Below are 16,623 nucleotides of genomic sequence, written 5' to 3' on the forward strand. Positions count from 1 at the left end.
TCTGGACAATGATGGAAAATCAATTTAATTTTGCACTCGCCTTGCCGGAAATTACATTATGTGTTCTGGCAACGCTGATCCTGCTTCTGGATGTGTTCATTCCCACCAAAAACAGGGTACTTACTTATATGCTCTCGCTGGGCGCCCTGGTCATTGTCACGTTAGTGTCTTTGTATCAGTGGAATGCCGGTGTGATTGGCCAAACTTTTTACGGTCATTACGTCACCGATCCCCTGGCTCATCTCATGAAAGTGGCTTCTTACCTGGCGGTCATGGTGACACTGATTTACAGCCGCCAATATGTGATTGATCGTGATATGGTCAAGGGTGGAGAGCTTTATTCACTGACGTTGTTTGCCCTGGTTGGCCAAATGGTCATGATTTCCGCCTCTAGCATGCTCACGATCTATCTGGGTCTGGAACTCATGTCACTGGCGCTGTATGCATTGGTTGCCGTTCGTCGTGATTCCCTGATCGCGGTTGAATCTGCCATGAAATACTTCGTGCTGGGTTCACTGGCATCCGGGTTCATGCTGTATGGTATTTCCATGGTTTACGGTGCTACCGGTCATATCGACCTGGCGGGTGTAGCTGCGGCGATCAAGGCTGGCAATGTCAGCTATATGGCGATGGTTCTGGGTACGGTATTCGTGGTTTGCGGCCTGGCATTCAAATTGGGTGCCGTGCCGTTCCACATGTGGCTTCCCGATGTTTACATGGGTGCACCTACTGCCATCACCTTGACGATTGGTGCAGCACCCAAGCTGGCTGCCTTGACAATGGTGCTGCGTTTCCTGATCGAAGGCTTGCACGGTGTTGCCGAAAGCTGGCAGCAAATGCTGATGATTCTGGCTGTTTTGTCGCTGGCTATCGGTAACCTTACCGCCATCATGCAAACCAACTTCAAGCGCATGCTGGCTTACTCCACCATTTCACACGTCGGCTTTGTCCTGCTGGGACTGTTGTCGGGTGTGAATGCGGATGGTACCCTGGCGATTGGCGCTTACGGTTCAGCCGTGTTTTACATGATTACTTACGTGTTAACCACGCTGGCCAGCTTTGGCATTATCCTGTTGCTTAGCCGTCAAGGTTTTGAGTGCGAGGAAATCAGTGACCTGAAAGGTCTTAACCGTCGCAGTCCAATGATGGCGTTTGGGGTCCTTGTCCTGATGTTCTCATTGGCAGGTATTCCCCCGCTGGTTGGTTTCTATGCGAAACTGGTTGTCCTGCAGGCAGCGATTGCCGCCGGTTACCTGTCCCTGTCTATTATTGCCATTCTGTTCTCCTTAATTGGTGCGTTCTACTACCTGCGCGTGGTCAAGGTCATGTACTTTGACGAGCCGGCAGCTGATGCCCCCGTTATTGGCAACCAACTGTCTTTCCGTAGTGGTGTCATGTCTGTAAACGTATTGCTTATTATTCTGTTGGGTATTTTGCCTGGCGGTTTAATGACACTGTGTGTACAGGTTATTGATGCATCATTGAAATTCTAGGGTTTTAAATATGTTTCCTGCTTCTTCCATCTGGTTACTGATTCTTTTGGCTTTTGCGACGGCACTGTTGCCATTTCTGACTGAAAGGGCTTTTGCCTTTGTGCCATGGAAGCAGCAGGGTGAGCCCGATAAAAATGGCCTGTTTTACTTCTTGCGGGCCTTGTTGGTTTATGTGGCAGTAGGGGCAGGTTGTTATTTGCTGTCACAACCTGCTTCAGATGCCTTGATGCTGGCAGTCGGGGGGATATTGATCCTGCTTGGCGTTTACCTGCCGGGACAGGTAATGGCCAAAAGTCTTAAGGTAAAAACCTTTGTAAATCGGCTTATAGAAGTGATCGTGTTTTTCTTTGTGGTTGCTGCGGTGGGTTTTGCACTAGAGGCTTACTATACCAACCCCATCGTTCAGGGCTGGGAGTTCTGGGCCATTTTTGCCTGTTTGTATGTTGTGATGGCATATCCTGGGTTTGTCTTCCGGCATTTACTAAAACACCCCAAAAAACATAAACATGCCTAGTTATTGATAAATATGAATAAAAAAACCGGTTATTGCAAAATAACCGGTTTTTTTTATTTAATTTCAGATGAAATGTTTTGTTTGATGCACGTCAATAGTCATGTTTATTCTTGTGCAAGTCTGGAAAAATGTACGTCTGGATCATTTTTTTTGAATTGCCTTGAAAGGAGCGCGTAACCCGGCCTTTGATACCCTCATGTCCGAGGCACGCAGTGTTTCTGTGGAACCCGGTGTTACTTACTATAGCGCTTCACCACAAGATTTTTTTGCCGATGAAGGCCTGACCCAAAAACTGGGTAGCCTTGAAGTGGCAACGCCTGTCCGTGTGGTAGAGGTCAAGGGTGATGCACAAAAAATAGAGCTTGATTTGTGGCGTAAGAACAAAGGTTTTGGGCGCGTCCTGAATAGTGACTTTGGCCTGAATATTACCAGCGCCATCCTTGAAAAAACCGCTTCCCAGGATACCAATCTGATTGAAGTGCTGGAAACCAAGGTTGATGACCTGACGGGGCTTGAGTGGCAAAAAGTGGCGGTTCAGGGGTGGGTCAGCACCGGTGCGGTTCTGGAAACGCCCGAGACAATCTGGAATGTCGCCCGCACCAGCTATCAAAACAGTTGCAGTGTTTGTCACCGTCAACCGGTTGAATCTGGACACGATACCAACCAATGGCCCGGCTTGTTTGCAGGGATGGTTGGCTTTACAAACATGGATACAGATACTTCGAAATTGGTCCTGAAATATTTACAAATGCACTCTTCTGATTTTGCCACTGGCTCACAAGCCCCAGGCTCTCCAGAAGGTACTGTGCAATCGGCTCGACCATAAGGATAAGAGGTTATTATGAATAAAATTAGCAGAAGGGGCTTTCTGACCGGTATGGTTGGTTTTGGTGCAACCGCTATGTTGCCGTCCGCCTTAATTAATACCTTAATGGTTAAACCTGCCAAGGCAAGTACTGCGGCAGCACAGGATTTTAAAGGTTGGAAAATGTCGGGGGCTCACTGGGGCGCTTTCCGTGCACGGGTCGAAGCCGACCGCGTGATGGAAATTCGTCCCTTCGAGTTTGACAAGCATCCCACCGATATTTTAAAAGGCACCATGGGCGTTATTTATAGCCCGTCACGCGTGCGTTACCCTATGGTTCGTCTTGACTGGTTCAAGAACCGTCATCGCAGCAATACCGCCGAGCGTGGCGATAACCGCTTTGTGCGCGTTTCCTGGGATGAAGCCCTGGACATGGTTTATGAAGAATTGGAGCGGATTCAAACGAACTACGGCCCGTGGGCCTTGCATACGGCCAACGTGGGCTGGCGTTCGGTAGGGCAGATGCATAGTTGCGGCAACCATATGTTGCGTGCCGTGGGCATGCATGGCCGTAGCGTTGGTACTGCCGGTGACTACTCCACCGGTGCCGGGCAAATGATCCTGCCGTATATCCTGGGTTCTACCGAAGTGTACTCACAAGGCACTTCATGGGATATTATCCTTAAGGAAAGTAAAGTCATTGTGCTGTGGGCCAGTGACTTGAATAAAAACTTGCAGGTGGGCTGGAATACCGAAACCCATGAGGCCTATGCCTACCTTGAACAGCTCAAGGAAAAAGTCGCCAACAAGGAAATCCAGGTCATTTCCATCGATCCGGTCAAGAGCAAAACCCAAAATTATCTGAATTGCGACCATCAGTACGTCAACCCCATGACTGACGTTGCCCTGATGCTGGCACTTGCCCATACCTTGTGGAAAGAAGACCTGTACGATAAAAAGTTTCTGGAACTATACACGCTTGGGTTCGAGGATTTTCTGCCTTACCTGAAAGGCGAAAGCGAAGATATGGTGGAAAAAACACCCGAATGGGCGGCGCCCATTTGTGGTGTGAGTGCCGACCGTATTCGTGAGTTGGCCCGTCTGTTTGCCAAAAACCGGACGCAGCTTATCTTCGGCTGGGCCATTCAGCGCCAGCAGCACGGTGAACAGCCGTACTGGATGGGGGCTATCTTGGCGGCCATGCTGGGACAGATTGGCTTGCCAGGTGGTGGAGTCAGTTATTCCCATCACTATAGCTCGGTGGGTGTTTCCAGTTCGGGCGCTTCCATGCCCGGGGCTTTCCCGCTTAACCTGGATACCGGTCGCACACCCAAGCACGATAACACCAACTATAACGGTTACAGCTCGGTCATTCCGGTGGCGCGTGCCATTGATGCCTTGCTCGAACCGGGCAAGGAAATTGATTTCAACGGCCACAAGGTTAAACTGCCACCGTATAAAATGGGCATTTTTACCGGTAGCAACCAGTGGCATCGCCACCAGGACCGCAACCGCATGAAGCTGGCCTACCGTAATATTGAAACGGTGGTGGCCGTGGATTACAACTGGACGGCCACCTGCCGTTTTGCCGATATCGTGTTACCGGCATGTACCCCTTATGAGCGTAATGATATTGATGCCTATGGTTCTTACAGTAACCGCGGTATTATTGCCATGCACAAACTGGTGGATCCGCTGTACCACTCCCGTTCGGACTTTGATATTTGGCGTGAGTTCTGCAAACGATTCAAGCGTGATATTGAGTACTCGCGCGGCATGACAGAAATGCAATGGGTTGCGCAGCTTTATAATGATTGTCGCATTGATAACGCGAAAAAAGATTTCCCCATGCCCACCTTCGAAGAGTTCTGGGAAACGGGTTATGTCCTGTTCCCCGAAGGCAAACCATGGGTTCGGCACGCCGATTTCCGTGAGGACCCCGAGGTGAATGCCCTGGGTACGCCATCAGGTTTTATCGAGATCTTCAGCCGCAAGATTGCGCGCTACGGATACGATGATTGCAAGGGGCACCCGATCTGGATGGAAAAAGCCGAACGCTCCCATGGTGGTCCCAACTCTGACAAATACCCCTTGTGGCTGCAGTCCTGTCACCCCAATGAACGGCTTCACTCGCAAACCTGCGAGTCTGAGCAAAGGCGTGCTGAATATACGGTGCAAGGTCGTGAACCTGTGTATATCGGCCCCGTAGATGCCGAGCGTCGCGGTATTAAACATGGTGATCTGGTGCGTGTCTTCAATGACCGTGGCCAGCTGCTGGCCGGTGCCGTGGTTTCTGATAATTTCCCCGAAGGGATTATCCGGATTGAAGAGGGTGCATGGTATGGTCCGGTCGGCCCTGAAATTGGCTCGCTGGATACTTACGGTGACCCCAATACCCTGACGCTGGATGTGGGTACTTCCAAGCTTGCCCAAGGGCCAAGTGCAAATACCTGCCTGGTGGAAATAGAGAAGTTTGAGGGTGTGGCACCACCGGTCACGTCGTTTGGAGGACCCCAAGAGGTCTTGCCTGATGGCTCTCCGGCACCTAAAGACCGCACTTAGTCACTCACCTGTGCGGGCAAAGTGCCCGCACTGTTTTTGCCCGCACTATTTGTTTGGCAGATCAATTTTACTCAGGATAAAAAACCTTTATGGTCAATGTTGTAGATAGCTGGACGTCTGTTAGCCAAAGCCGCGCCTTGTTGTATCGCTGGTTTTCCAATCTTTTATCATTGGAATTAACGGAAGAACAGGTGAAGTTGTACCAGGGCAATCAACTTGAGGGCTTATACGCAAGCCTTGAGCAAAGCGGTCTGGCCACCGAGGTGAAACGGATGCGTCAGGCCATTGCGGCCTGGCCGGCTTTCTCCCACTTGCGCATTGAACTGGCAGCGGATTTTGCGCAGCAGTTTTTGCTTGGTGCCAAGTCTGCCGCGATTCCTTATGCCTCCGCTTACCAGGACGAAAAGCAAATGTATGGTTCTGTCGAGTTGTTAATGCGTGATGTTTTGCGTGACAATGGCCTGGAAATTCCGCGTGAATTTAACGAGCCGGCCGATCACCTAGCTGTTATTCTGGCCACCATGGCACAGTGGATTGAGCGTGAGCAATCGCATGACAAGCCGTCCGCTCAATGGTGTAAGACCGTGCAGGACCAGTATGATTTCGTGCAGAAAATGCTATTGACCTGGTTGCCTGAATTCACCCGGCGCAGTCAGGCAATTCCCACCAGCAGTGATTTTTATCCGGCCATCACACAGCTCCTGCTTGCTTTTGTAAGAGTAGATGCCGATTACCTGTTATCTTGCCTGCAAGATGAGGGTGTTCAGACCGGGTAGAGCTTTTTTATTTTTTTATGGTGGGTTGTGGTAAGAAGCTGTATGACTCCTGTTGCCTTATCGGTTGATCATTTTTCTCTTATGCGAGGACAGTTGATGCTTTGCCATCAATGGCAGATGCGTTTGCAGGCTGGGCAGTGTGTTCACTTGGCCGGTGCCAATGGATGTGGCAAGACCAGTTTTTTCCAGGCGGTCACAGGGCTGTTGCAGCCCGAGCAGGGTGAGGTTTATTGGCACGGTCAGGCATTGGCCAAGGCAGGTAATGCGGTACGCCGGCAATGGCACTACTGCACCCATGACAATGCCCTTAAAGAGGCCCTGAGCGTGACTGAAAATGCCTTGCTGACTGCCCGGCTTTGTGGGGTAAGCGTGACCGATCATCTCCTTGAAGCAGCCCTGCAGGAAATGCAGCTGGTTTTCTTGGCGGATACCCCGGTGATGCAGTTGTCGCAGGGGCAAAAACGGCGCGCAGCCTTATTGAAACTTAAGCTGGTCCAGCGTCCTGTATGGTTGCTGGATGAACCCTTTAATGCCCTGGATGAAGCCGGTCGCCATCAATTGGCACATTGGATGAACCGGCATTGTGAAAAGGGTGGCAGTGTATTGTTTACCAGTCATTTTGCCTGGCCCGATCATTTGAAGGTAAGTCATCATGTGGTTTTTGGCAAACCATCGGGGGCCGCATGACCATGGCAGTTTTTTTCCGCTTGATACAACGGGATATTCGCCTGGCTTGGCGCAATCGCCTGGATGTAAGTATTGGCCTGGTTTTTTTCCTTGTCGTGGCAGCCCTGTTTCCTTTGGCCATTAAGCCCAGCCCCGAGTTGCTTGAGCAGATTGGGGTAGCCGTGATCATGGTGTGCGGATTGTTGGCCAACTTGCTGACGCTTAACCGCCTGTTCGAGGAAGACTGGTCGGACGGGAGCCTGCTGCAATTATTGTTGTTACCGATTCCCAATGCCCTGATGGTATTGGCTAAAATGATTGCGTATTGCCTGACTATCGGTATTCCCCTAAGCCTGGTTTCTTTGCTGCTGCATACGCAATATCAGCTGGAGCCCGGTTTGATGTGGCCTATTTTTGCAGCCATTGTCTTGATGATGGGCATTTTATCGGCGCTGGGGGCACTGAGCAGTGCTTTAACACTGGGCTTGCGTCAGTCAGGGCTGCTGATGTCTTTACTGCATTTGCCTTTGTGTGCGCCGGTTTTGATTTTTTCCAGTCGTGCGGTTTACAGTAGCGCTGAAAACGGTTTTGCCGAATGGTGGTTGCTGGGTGCCTTATTACTGGGGTCCTGGTTTTTTATTCCGGTTGCAGCGGCAGCGGCATTGCGCTTGGCTGTTGAATAAATATTGATGAGAAATATGAATCGCCAAACGTCCTTATCCTCTCTTTCCGATGCGTCAGACTCTGCCACGGCAAAGGGAAATTGGCGCCAGTTTGCCAGTCCGGTCATGTTTGATCGCCTGGTGGGAAAACTGTTTTGGCCTTTGATGCTGGCAGCCGTAGTATGTGCGCTGGCAGGCCTGACACTGGGCTTATTGATCCTGCCGCCCGATGCGGTACAAGGTGATAGTTATCGTATCTTGTTTTTGCATGTACCCAGTAGCTGGATGGCCATGGTTGTGTATTTGGCCATGGCTTTCTGGGCGATTGTGTATTGGGTTTTACGTACCAAGATGGCTGCGGTAATGATGCAGGCACTGGCGCCAACCGGGGCCCTGATGGCCGTGCTTTCACTGCTGACAGGCTCCTTGTGGGGACGACCCACCTGGGGCACGTATTGGGTTTGGGATGCGCGTTTAACCAGCATGCTATTGCTGTTTTTTCTGTATTTGGGTTTTATTGCATTAACACGCAGCATTACCCAGCAAAAGCGGGCCGATCAGGCGGGGGCCATGATGGCTGTAGTGGGGGCCATCAATGTGCCGGTTATTTATTTTTCAGTGGTTTGGTGGAATACCCTGCATCAGGGCGCGTCCATTTCGTTCAAATCGGGTGTGACCATGCACCAGAGCATGTTTTGGGCCTTATTGTTGATGGTGGCGGCCAGCTGGCTGTACTGCATTGCCGTGGCACTGGCACGGGCACGGGTCATTGTGTTGCAGCGCGAGGCCGGTAATCGCTGGGCCCGGCAACGTTATGCCAGTACCGTGGCGCAACAGCAAGAATAGGCGGAATAAGTATGTATTGGGAAAGCTGGACAGATTTCATGCAAATGGGCAGACATGGTTTTTATGTCTGGTCCTGTGTGCTGGCAAGTGTATGTTTGATAGGCTTTGAATGGGTGGTTTTAGTCAGGGCAAAACGTCAGGCCTTGAAAAAACTGCAGCAATTGGATCGGCAGCAGCATGCCACAAACATGGCTGCTCACAAGTCGCAGGGAGTTAATAATGAGTCCACGTAAAAAACGCTTGCTATGGGTCGTCGCCGCAGCAGGTGTATTGGGTATTATTTCCATTTTTGTCGTGCAGGCCTTGCGTCAGAATATGGTGTTTTTTTACACGCCCACCGAGGTGCATCAGGGTAAAGTCGGCAGCCAGGAGTATTTCCGGATTGGTGGCATGGTAACGGCAGGCAGTTTGCAGCGGCAAACAGACGGGGTGACTGTTGCTTTTGCCATTGATGATGGTGCCACCCGGATTCCCGTGCAGTACAAAGGTATCTTGCCAGACTTGTTTAAAGAAGGGCAGGGTGCCGTAGCACAAGGTTATTGGAATGGCCAGGTTTTCACGGCTAAAGAGGTTTTGGCCAAACATGATGAAAACTATATGCCACCCGAAGCGCAAATGGCGATTGATCAGCAGCATCAAGCCGCCAAAACTTTAAAACTGGAGCAGTAAGCGTATGTGGGTCGAATTGGGGCATTTCGCACTTATTTTAGCTGCAACCGTTGCTTTGTTCAGCGGTTCGTTGGGTCTGTGGGCCGGCGCAACACACCGCGATGCGTTGTTGCCTTCGGTAAAAATGAGCGCTCAGCTCATGGCGGCTTTATTGGTTGCCAGTTTTGTTTTATTAAGTTATGCCTTTGTGCAAGACGATTTTTCCGTGCGTTATGTGGTGGCGCAGTCCAATAGCCAATTGCCGGTTTTCTACAAGGTGGCGGCGGTCTGGGGAGGCCATGAGGGCTCTTTGCTGCTATGGGTGGTCATGCTGGGTTTGTGGACGTTAGCGGTTAGTGTACGTTCGAAAGCCTTGCCATCCAATATCCAGAATCTGGTTCTGGGGGTACTGGCCTTGCTGATTTTCGGTTTTGCGCTGTTTATCCTGCTCACTTCAAATCCTTTTATACGACAGTTGCCCCCCATGGCGGATGGCACCGATCTGAATCCTTTATTGCAGGATATCGGCCTGATTTTTCATCCACCCTTTTTATATCTCGGTTATGTCGGATTTGCGGTGGCTTTTGCGTTTGCGATTGCCGCCTTGATTAGTGGCCAGCTGGATGCGGCCTGGGCAAAATTCAGCCGTCCCTGGACACTGCTTGCCTGGGTCTTTTTAACCATTGGCATTTTCCTTGGCAGTGCCTGGGCCTATTATGAGCTGGGTTGGGGAGGCTGGTGGTTCTGGGATCCGGTTGAAAATGCCTCATTCATGCCCTGGCTGGCAGGTACGGCCCTGATTCATTCGCTGGCGGTGGCTGAAAAACGCAATATTTTCAAGCAATGGACGGTATTGCTGGCGATTGCCACGTTTTCCCTGTCGCTTCTGGGTACTTTCCTGGTGCGCTCGGGCGTGCTGACTTCGGTTCACGCGTTTTCCACCGATCCATCGCGCGGCACGTTTATTTTGATTTATCTGATGGTGGTGGTGGGGGGCGCCCTGGCCCTGTATAGCTGGCGGGTACCCTTGTTAAGCAGTCGTGCGAAATTCAGCCTGTTTTCAAAAGAAACCGCTTTGTTGCTGAATAATATTTTCCTGGTTGTATCCTGCGCCACCATTTTGTTGGGTACCCTGTTTCCCTTACTAATGGATGCCATTGGCGGTGGCAAAATCTCGGTTGGGCCACCGTATTTCAATCAGGTATTGATGCCCATCTGGTTGCCCATGATGGCGCTCATGGCTATTTCCGTTCATTGGCACTGGAAACAGAATCAATGGCAAAAGATACGTCGTGCCACCATGGGTATTGTGCTGGCGGGCATTGTTTTAGGCTTGCCCATGCCCCTGTATTTTGGGGAATGGCGTTGGGGCGTGGCCTTGGCCTTGTGTATTTGCTGGGCGGTCGTGGTCTCCAGTCTTTGGGCCGTTCATCATCGGGTCCGGCTGACCCAGGCTGGCACAGCCTGGTTGCCAACGTTGTTTAATCAGCCCAAGGCATTTATTGGCATGCATATGGCCCATATCGGTGTGGCCGTGTTTGCGATCGGTGCCACCGTGGTCTCGGCCTATGAGTGGGAGCGTGATGTGATGATTGATCCGCAGCAAACCGTACAGGTGGAAGATTACGAAGTGCGTTTTCGCAGTTTGCAAGGTCATCGCGGACAAAATTACGAAGCCTTGATCGGTCATTTTGTATTAAGTGCCAACGGCAAGCCGATTGGCGTGTTGAAACCTGAAAAACGTCAGTATTTCTCGGGGGGTGAGCCCATGACCGAGGCCGCGATCAACCGTGGCGTTTTCAGGGATGTGTATATTTCCCTGGGTGAAATGCATGGCGATAATCCCGAAACCAGTCCCTGGCTGATTCGCGTGTACTGGAAACCGTTAATGAACTGGGTATGGGTAGGTTGCCTGTTAATGGCCTGGGGCGGCTGGATGAGTTTGCGTGATCGCCGTTACCGAGTCAGGAAAACCCAGACCAGTCCAGATGTGCCGTCAATAAGCACAGGGGTCAAGCCGGATAGCAAGCAGGTGAAAGTATGAAACGTTGGTTGCCATTGATTCTGTTTGCCGGTTTGCTGGTGCTGTTAGGGCTTGGCCTGGGCATGAACCCAAGGGATTTGCCTTCGGCCTTGGTCGGTAAACCGATACCGCAGTTTGCCTTGCCTGATTTGATGCAGGCCCAAAAGCAGGTGACCGAACAGGATTTCAAAAACAGGGTTTGGGTCTTGAATGTCTGGGCTTCCTGGTGTGTCAGTTGCCAGGCAGAGCACGATTTGTTGCTTAAGTGGCAACGCCCTGAAGGGGTAGACCTGGTGGGCCTCAATTACAAGGATGATTCACGTGCTGCCCGTGCCTGGCTGGTGGATATGGGGGGGAACCCCTATGACCGCATTGCTGTTGACTTGAATGGGCTGGTGGGCATTGACCTGGGCGTTTATGGGGTGCCCGAGACGTTCATTATCAATCGGCAAGGAGAAATTGTTGAGCGCTTTACAGGCGCGTTAACCGAGGAAACCCTTGAGAAGAAACTCAAACCCATGCTTGCCAAGGCGTTGGCAACACCATGAAAAATTTCTTTATAAGCTTTTTAAGGCGGGGTGGATACGGCATGTGGCAAGAGGGCATGGCAAGTGGTTTTTTCAGGCGGTTGCAAGGTTTGGCCCTGGCGATATTGGGTACTACCTTGCTGTTTGCCGGGCAAGGATGGTTTTTTTCGGGTACGGCCTGGGCGCAACTTGAAACCCGACTGAGTGTTGCCGAAGAAGAGCGCCTGCGAGAAATAGCGAAAGAATTGCGTTGTCTGGTTTGCCAGAATGAGTCGATCGCTGATTCACAGGCCGGTTTGGCGCAAGACTTGCGCAAGGAAATCCGGGGGCAAATAGCTGCTCATAAAACGGATGAGCAAATTATTGATTATCTGGTTGTTCGCTATGGTGAATTTGTTCACTATAAGCCGGTATTTAGTCCCAGAACCTATTTGTTATGGCTGGGTCCGTTTGCCTTATTGGTGTTCCTGCTGTTTGCCTTGTGGCGTCATATTCATCGTCAGGGTCAGCAGGCAACAACGACAGTTCTTGACGAGCAGGATATGGCTAAAGATATACAACGTTGGGAAAAAGATTTCGGGAATAAAAAATGACAGAATTAATTTTATTGGGGCTATTTATTAGTGCCATCGTGGTGGCCTTGTTGCTTTGGGCGATGCAAAAAAACAAATACGGCAAATTGCAAAAACGAGCCCTGGAGCAACGGTACATGGTTCATGAACAAACCATGCAAGAGCTTCAGCAAGAGTTTGCCGCCGGTAATATGGATGAGACCAATTTCCAACAGGCACAGCTTGAAGCGCAAACCCAGCTGGTTGAAGACATGCGCCGCCTGGAAGCCCAGCCACAGGCACTAGTGGGTAGCGCCAAGTATATGCCATGGGCGATTGTGGCCGTGCCGGTGGTGGCTGCGGCGGGCTATTATTATTTGGGTAATCTGGCTGCCCTGAATCCGGCGGCTACTTTTGGCATGAATGGCAATGTAGAGCAGTTTGTGGGTGCGGTTGAAGAGCTGGAGAAAAAAGCCGCTGCCAATCCTGGAGATCTGATGCAGCAGCTGATGCTGGCACGCAGCTACCGCGCCATGGGACGTCATGCCGATTCTGTGGGGGCGTATGGCCGCGCCTGGGAATTGATCAAGGATAATCCAACCGAGTTATCGCTGTTTGCCGGGGTGTTGGCTTTGTATCGGGGCAGTTTTGAAGGCAAGCCCGATGAATTGCTTAAACAGGCTTTGGCGATTGATCCTGAAGACCATGATGCTTTGCTGCTTTTGGGCGGTTCTTATTACGAGAAGGCGGATTACCGCAAGGCGATAGAAACGTGGGAAAAACTGTTGGCCCTGTTGCCTGCAGATAGCGAGGAAAGAAGTGATTTGGTGCGTCAAATTGAAGATACCAAAGCGGTGGAAGCTGATCCTACTAAAGCGGTGGATAGCGACCTGGCTGAGGAAATGGACGATTTGCCACACCCGCCCATTCGTTCAGTTGAGGATATTCCTGAACATAAGTTTATGAAAAGTAATTAAGGGCGGCCTGTAGAGGGTGGCTTCGTTATAAAGCGGGGTATTGCCCCTATCTGGTGTTGCTCCAACCGCCCTGCGGGCAGAATCGCAACCCCAGATAGGGGCAATACCCCTTTTGGCTGTTTAAGGAAACCAGTGTATAGGCCTGGGTGTTATTTATATTGGTTTAGGGGTGTAAGGGGTAGCGTTTTCTTGAATAAGTCCCGGTGCGGAAAAGGCAGTCCGGCGCAGCGACTTCGGCCCGAAGGGGCGTCGGAGCAAGGCGGACTGCCTTTTCCGCACTTTCAAGCGGAGCCAAATAAACCTAAAAAGCCTGAAAAGCCTAAAAACCTCACGCATCCTGTTTAAAATAATTCAGCACCGCATCCAACCCCGAATAATTAATCCTGAACGCCGCGTGTGTACTATAAGAATCACCGTCTTTTAGGTGTTGAGCATATCAAAAATATGACTTGGTTTTATTGAATTTTCAAGTGTGTAATGCCTGTTTTAGGTTTTCTAGAGCTTGTTTCCTTTTTGGTATACTCATTTTTTTTATATTTAATAATTTCCATTTAACGGCAGGTAAGTATTGAATATGAGGGAAATTTAAATAATTCCATTTGGGGGTATCTTCATACATGCTGTAGAGAAATTGCTTTTCTTTTTCGGTGAAACTATGTAGTAACGTATTAAGTGCTGTTTTGGCGGCTTGTTCCAGTTCCTTTAATGTGCATTTTCTAACGGTCATGCCTTCGAACTCCGACTTGAAAACATGCTCAATAGGTTTCCAGTTGGGCGTGAGCAGTTCGTTCATCGGCCTGGCGTGACTGATTAGATAAACCAAAAAAGCCTGCCTGATACCTTCGGTAATACCTTCATGTTCCAGCAAGAGCATAAGATCAAAAAAATCCCTAGGGTGTTGCCGGTCAAAAGCTGCGCATAATTTACCGGCATAAAGATCTTCTAAAGCGACCACTTTTGCTTCAGCAAAACCAAATTCATCTTCTACGGAAGGTAGAGTCTCTTTTAAAGTTGCTTCGAATACAGTGCCTCTTAAAACGGGTGATAGCTCTACTTTTATTGACACACCCTGTTGGTTTATGATTAAGCGTAAAGCATCTTCTTTATTCTGATAGCTTTTTATTATTTTCAGATCTTTTATTGCGGAAATTAGATCTTTTTCAATATTATCAAGGGCGATTTTAATCTTTTCCAAAGCTGTTTTTCTATTGTCATCAGGTAAGTATACTAAATCAATATCAACAGATAATCTGGGAAAATCACGAAAAAACAAGTTGATGGCGGTGCCGCCTTTTAATGCAAAGCATGGTTGTTCGTTGATGAACGGTAGTACACGCAGAAGTAATTTAACCTGCTTGTAGTAAATGTTATTTTGGGACATAAAAAGCTTTTGGGATGGTTATTTGATATTTATTATCTAATTTACCATTGCTTGCTATGCGCCGGTGCCCCGATCCCAGGTCATAATTATCCACTTGCAGTTTTTTACGCCATGCATGATTTTGACGATCTGCAAAGAAGAAGAATAAACGTTTGGCTTTTATGTGTTTGCAGCATTTTAAAAGTGCGTCTAAACGGCGGGGTGACAGGTTTACCAGTCCTTGCATTAAATGATCAGCATATTCAAAACTGAAAACTTCGGGGACGGCCATCAATACCTCAAAAATGGCCTGTTCCGGTGAAGCCATTATCCAGTAACCATTATTTATTTCATTTTTCTTAAGGCTACTGATTTGTAATAAATCAGGCATATTCCATAACCTTGCAGTCCTGTGCCAGTTTAAGCGGGTATTCAGGTCAAGTTTAGAAAGCCAGCTGGGAGATGCCTCAGGGGAATACAAACTAACCTGATTTGAAAAATCAACATAATGGGCCAGTCCTTGCTGGATCAAGGCTGAGATCCCTCCTATGTAAACCAGCGTACCCATACGGTTAAGGGAAGCGATTGTTCCTTGCCAGTCTATGGGTACGCCTTCGCGTGCCAAAACGCCTCTGGATAAAAGTTTTAATTTTTTTGATTTGACCGCATTATCCAAGGAGTGCTTACTCACGCCTTGCTCAAGTAACCATTGCCTGGTTACGAATTGACCGAAATAAACAGTTGAAAGCCAATGAGAGCTTGAATGATGTGGCATAGTTTAAATTATTTTTAATATACGGCGATAATCGCCGTTAAAATTAATATATTTAAACTATAACAGGATATTTGAGTAAGTTTAATAAATTTGTTTTTCACGGTGAAAAGCGCCGTAAAAACAAGAAATTCTAAATGAAAGACGTTTTTAATGCAAAACGGAAGAAGCCGTGTGCTCCATCATAATGAAATCAGGGTGAGGGCAAAGGTTAGATTGGTGGCTTTGTGAGAAAACGGGATAGGTTGTGATTGGGATTGCGACTTCGTTATAAAGCGGGGTATTGCCCCTATCTGGTGTTGCTCCAACCGCCCTGCGGGCAGAATCGCACCCCCAGATAGGGGCAATACCCCTTTTGGCTGTTTAAGGAAACCAGTGTATAGGCCTGGGGTGTTATTTATATTGGTTTAGGGGTGTAAGGGGTAGCGTTTCCTTGAATAAGTCCCGGTGCGGAAAAGGCAGTCCGGCGCAGCGACTTCGGCCCGAAGGGGCGTCGGAGCAAGGCGGACTGCCTTTTCCGCACTTTCAAGCGGAGCCAAATAAACTGGATACTTCAGCTGCTTCAGCGTATAAACGAGGTGCTTCATGCATCCTGTTTAAAATAATTCAGCACCGCATCCAGCCCCGAATAATTAATGCTGAACGCCGCCTGCTCCTGCACCACCGGCTTGGCGCGGTAAGCCACCGAATAGGCCGCATGGCCCATCATGATCAGGTCATTGGCGCCATCGCCCATGGCAATGCATTGCTCGGGCAGGGCGTTTTCTTTTTCCGCCAGCGCTTTCAGGAAATTTGCTTTGGCCTGGCCATCCACAATATCCCCCAGCACACGACCGGTTAACAGGCCATTTTCAATTTCCAGGGTATTGGCATGAATTTCATCCAGGCCAAGACGTTCTTGCAGCCTTTCGGTAAAGAAGGTGAATCCACCAGAAACCAGCAATACTTTCAGGCCGGCATCCTGGGCACCCTGAACCAGTTTTTCGGCCCCGGGATTAAGGCGTAACCGTTCTTCATATACTTTTTCCAGTGCCGTGGCCGGTACGCCTTCCAGCAAGGCAACCCTGCGGCGCAGGCTTTCTGCAAAGTCTTTAATTTCCCCCCGCATGGCGGCTTCGGTAATGGCGGATACCTGTTGTTTGCGTCCGGCCATATCGGCAATTTCGTCAATGCACTCAATATTGATCAGGGTAGAGTCCATGTCCATGGCCAGCACTTTCATTTCGGCAAGGGGCTTGTAGTTATTGATGAAAGCCGTATCGACCCGGTTGCTGGTGGCCCATTGCATGATTTCTTCGCGGCAAGCAGGGTCTACGTCGATCAGGCGGGCAGCGCAGCTGTTGATATGGTGAATGCCGTTGGCACTTGAAATGGCGGCAGCATGTTCGATAAGGTTGCCAAGAATGCTTGAAGTTTGCAGTATAAGGTGTGTGGTCATGGT

The 16,623-nt window shown here is 49.6% G+C and carries 17 protein-coding genes; 14 read left to right on the forward strand and 3 right to left on the reverse strand.

The features are described 5' to 3' along the window. Positions 1-8 precede the first annotated feature (8 nt). The 14 genes from nuoN to ccmI all read left to right on the forward strand — a co-directional run bounded on the left by nuoN (position 9) and on the right by ccmI (position 13,050). Positions 9-1,493, forward strand: a complete 1,485-nt coding sequence (nuoN, locus tag ACM5Q9_RS00740) for an NADH-quinone oxidoreductase subunit NuoN (RefSeq protein ID WP_418142825.1) — start codon at positions 9-11, stop codon at positions 1,491-1,493. A gap of 10 nt (positions 1,494-1,503) precedes the next feature. Continuing rightward, a complete protein-coding gene (locus ACM5Q9_RS00745) occupies positions 1,504-2,007 on the forward strand; it encodes a DUF2818 family protein (RefSeq protein WP_418142826.1) in 504 nt (167 codons plus the stop codon). Positions 2,008-2,167: 160 nt separating this feature from the next. Then, on the forward strand, positions 2,168-2,833 hold the full coding sequence (locus ACM5Q9_RS00750) for a hypothetical protein (protein ID WP_418142827.1): 666 nt from the start codon (positions 2,168-2,170) through the stop codon (positions 2,831-2,833). Between the two features lie 15 nt (positions 2,834-2,848). Next, entirely contained in the window at positions 2,849-5,374 is a 2,526-nt protein-coding gene (gene torA / locus ACM5Q9_RS00755; protein ID WP_418142828.1) for a trimethylamine-N-oxide reductase TorA, read from the forward strand. Between the two features lie 89 nt (positions 5,375-5,463). Beyond that, positions 5,464-6,150 (forward strand): molecular chaperone TorD, encoded by a 687-nt coding sequence (gene torD / locus ACM5Q9_RS00760; RefSeq protein ID WP_418142829.1) that lies wholly within the window; start codon positions 5,464-5,466, stop codon positions 6,148-6,150. Positions 6,151-6,192: 42 nt separating this feature from the next. Continuing rightward, positions 6,193-6,837, forward strand: a complete 645-nt coding sequence (gene ccmA / locus ACM5Q9_RS00765) for a heme ABC exporter ATP-binding protein CcmA (RefSeq protein WP_418142830.1) — start codon at positions 6,193-6,195, stop codon at positions 6,835-6,837. Further along, positions 6,834-7,499: a heme exporter protein CcmB gene (locus ACM5Q9_RS00770; protein WP_418142831.1), complete on the forward strand. Its 666-nt coding sequence runs from the start codon at positions 6,834-6,836 to the stop codon at positions 7,497-7,499. The genes ccmA and ACM5Q9_RS00770 overlap by 4 nt, the downstream gene beginning before the upstream one ends. Before the next feature lie 15 nt (positions 7,500-7,514). Continuing rightward, a complete protein-coding gene (gene ccmC, locus ACM5Q9_RS00775; protein WP_418142832.1) occupies positions 7,515-8,324 on the forward strand; it encodes a heme ABC transporter permease CcmC in 810 nt (269 codons plus the stop codon). Positions 8,325-8,335: 11 nt separating this feature from the next. Next, positions 8,336-8,557: a heme exporter protein CcmD gene (gene ccmD, locus ACM5Q9_RS00780; RefSeq protein ID WP_418142833.1), complete on the forward strand. Its 222-nt coding sequence runs from the start codon at positions 8,336-8,338 to the stop codon at positions 8,555-8,557. After that, a complete protein-coding gene (gene ccmE, locus ACM5Q9_RS00785; RefSeq protein ID WP_418142834.1) occupies positions 8,544-8,993 on the forward strand; it encodes a cytochrome c maturation protein CcmE in 450 nt (149 codons plus the stop codon). The genes ccmD and ccmE overlap by 14 nt, the downstream gene beginning before the upstream one ends. Positions 8,994-8,997: 4 nt before the next feature. Then, the gene (locus ACM5Q9_RS00790) at positions 8,998-11,016 is read left to right on the forward strand and encodes a heme lyase CcmF/NrfE family subunit (RefSeq protein ID WP_418142835.1); all 2,019 of its coding nucleotides are present in this window, start codon (positions 8,998-9,000) and stop codon (positions 11,014-11,016) included. Beyond that, positions 11,013-11,543, forward strand: coding sequence for a DsbE family thiol:disulfide interchange protein (locus ACM5Q9_RS00795; RefSeq protein ID WP_418142836.1), 531 nt, complete (start codon positions 11,013-11,015; stop codon positions 11,541-11,543). The genes ACM5Q9_RS00790 and ACM5Q9_RS00795 overlap by 4 nt, the downstream gene beginning before the upstream one ends. Next, entirely contained in the window at positions 11,540-12,115 is a 576-nt protein-coding gene (locus ACM5Q9_RS00800; RefSeq protein WP_418142837.1) for a cytochrome c-type biogenesis protein, read from the forward strand. Before ACM5Q9_RS00795 ends, ACM5Q9_RS00800 begins: the two co-directional genes overlap by 4 nt. Further along, positions 12,112-13,050 (forward strand): c-type cytochrome biogenesis protein CcmI, encoded by a 939-nt coding sequence (gene ccmI, locus ACM5Q9_RS00805; protein WP_418142838.1) that lies wholly within the window; start codon positions 12,112-12,114, stop codon positions 13,048-13,050. The genes ACM5Q9_RS00800 and ccmI overlap by 4 nt, the downstream gene beginning before the upstream one ends. Before the next feature lie 466 nt (positions 13,051-13,516). Here ccmI and ACM5Q9_RS00810 read toward each other — a convergent pair whose 3' ends face one another. The 3 genes from ACM5Q9_RS00810 to serB all read right to left on the reverse strand — a co-directional run bounded on the left by ACM5Q9_RS00810 (position 13,517) and on the right by serB (position 16,620). Beyond that, a complete protein-coding gene (locus ACM5Q9_RS00810) occupies positions 13,517-14,431 on the reverse strand; it encodes a nucleotidyl transferase AbiEii/AbiGii toxin family protein (RefSeq protein ID WP_418142839.1) in 915 nt (304 codons plus the stop codon). Then, the gene (locus ACM5Q9_RS00815; RefSeq protein ID WP_418142840.1) at positions 14,418-15,185 is read right to left on the reverse strand and encodes a type IV toxin-antitoxin system AbiEi family antitoxin domain-containing protein; all 768 of its coding nucleotides are present in this window, start codon (positions 15,183-15,185) and stop codon (positions 14,418-14,420) included. The genes ACM5Q9_RS00810 and ACM5Q9_RS00815 overlap by 14 nt, the downstream gene beginning before the upstream one ends. A gap of 580 nt (positions 15,186-15,765) precedes the next feature. Then, positions 15,766-16,620, reverse strand: coding sequence for a phosphoserine phosphatase SerB (gene serB / locus ACM5Q9_RS00820; RefSeq protein ID WP_418142841.1), 855 nt, complete (start codon positions 16,618-16,620; stop codon positions 15,766-15,768). Positions 16,621-16,623 lie beyond the last annotated feature (3 nt).

Source organism: Advenella sp. RU8 (assembly GCF_048381675.1).
Taxonomy (GTDB): Bacteria; Pseudomonadota; Gammaproteobacteria; order Burkholderiales; family Burkholderiaceae_B; genus Advenella.

Excerpts from the sequence above, each read along its gene's own strand:
- nuoN (WP_418142825.1), top strand. The coding sequence starts at position 9 with ATGATGGAAAATCAATTTAATTTTGCACTCGCCTTGCCGGAAATTACA.
- ACM5Q9_RS00745 (WP_418142826.1), top strand. The coding sequence starts at position 1,504 with ATGTTTCCTGCTTCTTCCATCTGGTTACTGATTCTTTTGGCTTTTGCG.
- torA (WP_418142828.1), top strand. The coding sequence starts at position 2,849 with ATGAATAAAATTAGCAGAAGGGGCTTTCTGACCGGTATGGTTGGTTTT.
- torD (WP_418142829.1), top strand. The coding sequence starts at position 5,464 with ATGGTCAATGTTGTAGATAGCTGGACGTCTGTTAGCCAAAGCCGCGCC.
- ccmA (WP_418142830.1), top strand. The coding sequence starts at position 6,193 with ATGACTCCTGTTGCCTTATCGGTTGATCATTTTTCTCTTATGCGAGGA.
- ACM5Q9_RS00770 (WP_418142831.1), top strand. The coding sequence starts at position 6,834 with ATGACCATGGCAGTTTTTTTCCGCTTGATACAACGGGATATTCGCCTG.
- ccmC (WP_418142832.1), top strand. The coding sequence starts at position 7,515 with ATGAATCGCCAAACGTCCTTATCCTCTCTTTCCGATGCGTCAGACTCT.
- ccmD (WP_418142833.1), top strand. The coding sequence starts at position 8,336 with ATGTATTGGGAAAGCTGGACAGATTTCATGCAAATGGGCAGACATGGT.
- ccmE (WP_418142834.1), top strand. The coding sequence starts at position 8,544 with ATGAGTCCACGTAAAAAACGCTTGCTATGGGTCGTCGCCGCAGCAGGT.
- ACM5Q9_RS00790 (WP_418142835.1), top strand. The coding sequence starts at position 8,998 with ATGTGGGTCGAATTGGGGCATTTCGCACTTATTTTAGCTGCAACCGTT.
- ACM5Q9_RS00795 (WP_418142836.1), top strand. The coding sequence starts at position 11,013 with ATGAAACGTTGGTTGCCATTGATTCTGTTTGCCGGTTTGCTGGTGCTG.
- ACM5Q9_RS00800 (WP_418142837.1), top strand. The coding sequence starts at position 11,540 with ATGAAAAATTTCTTTATAAGCTTTTTAAGGCGGGGTGGATACGGCATG.
- ccmI (WP_418142838.1), top strand. The coding sequence starts at position 12,112 with ATGACAGAATTAATTTTATTGGGGCTATTTATTAGTGCCATCGTGGTG.
- ACM5Q9_RS00810 (WP_418142839.1), bottom strand. The coding sequence starts at position 14,431 with ATGTCCCAAAATAACATTTACTACAAGCAGGTTAAATTACTTCTGCGT.
- ACM5Q9_RS00815 (WP_418142840.1), bottom strand. The coding sequence starts at position 15,185 with ATGCCACATCATTCAAGCTCTCATTGGCTTTCAACTGTTTATTTCGGT.
- serB (WP_418142841.1), bottom strand. The coding sequence starts at position 16,620 with ATGACCACACACCTTATACTGCAAACTTCAAGCATTCTTGGCAACCTT.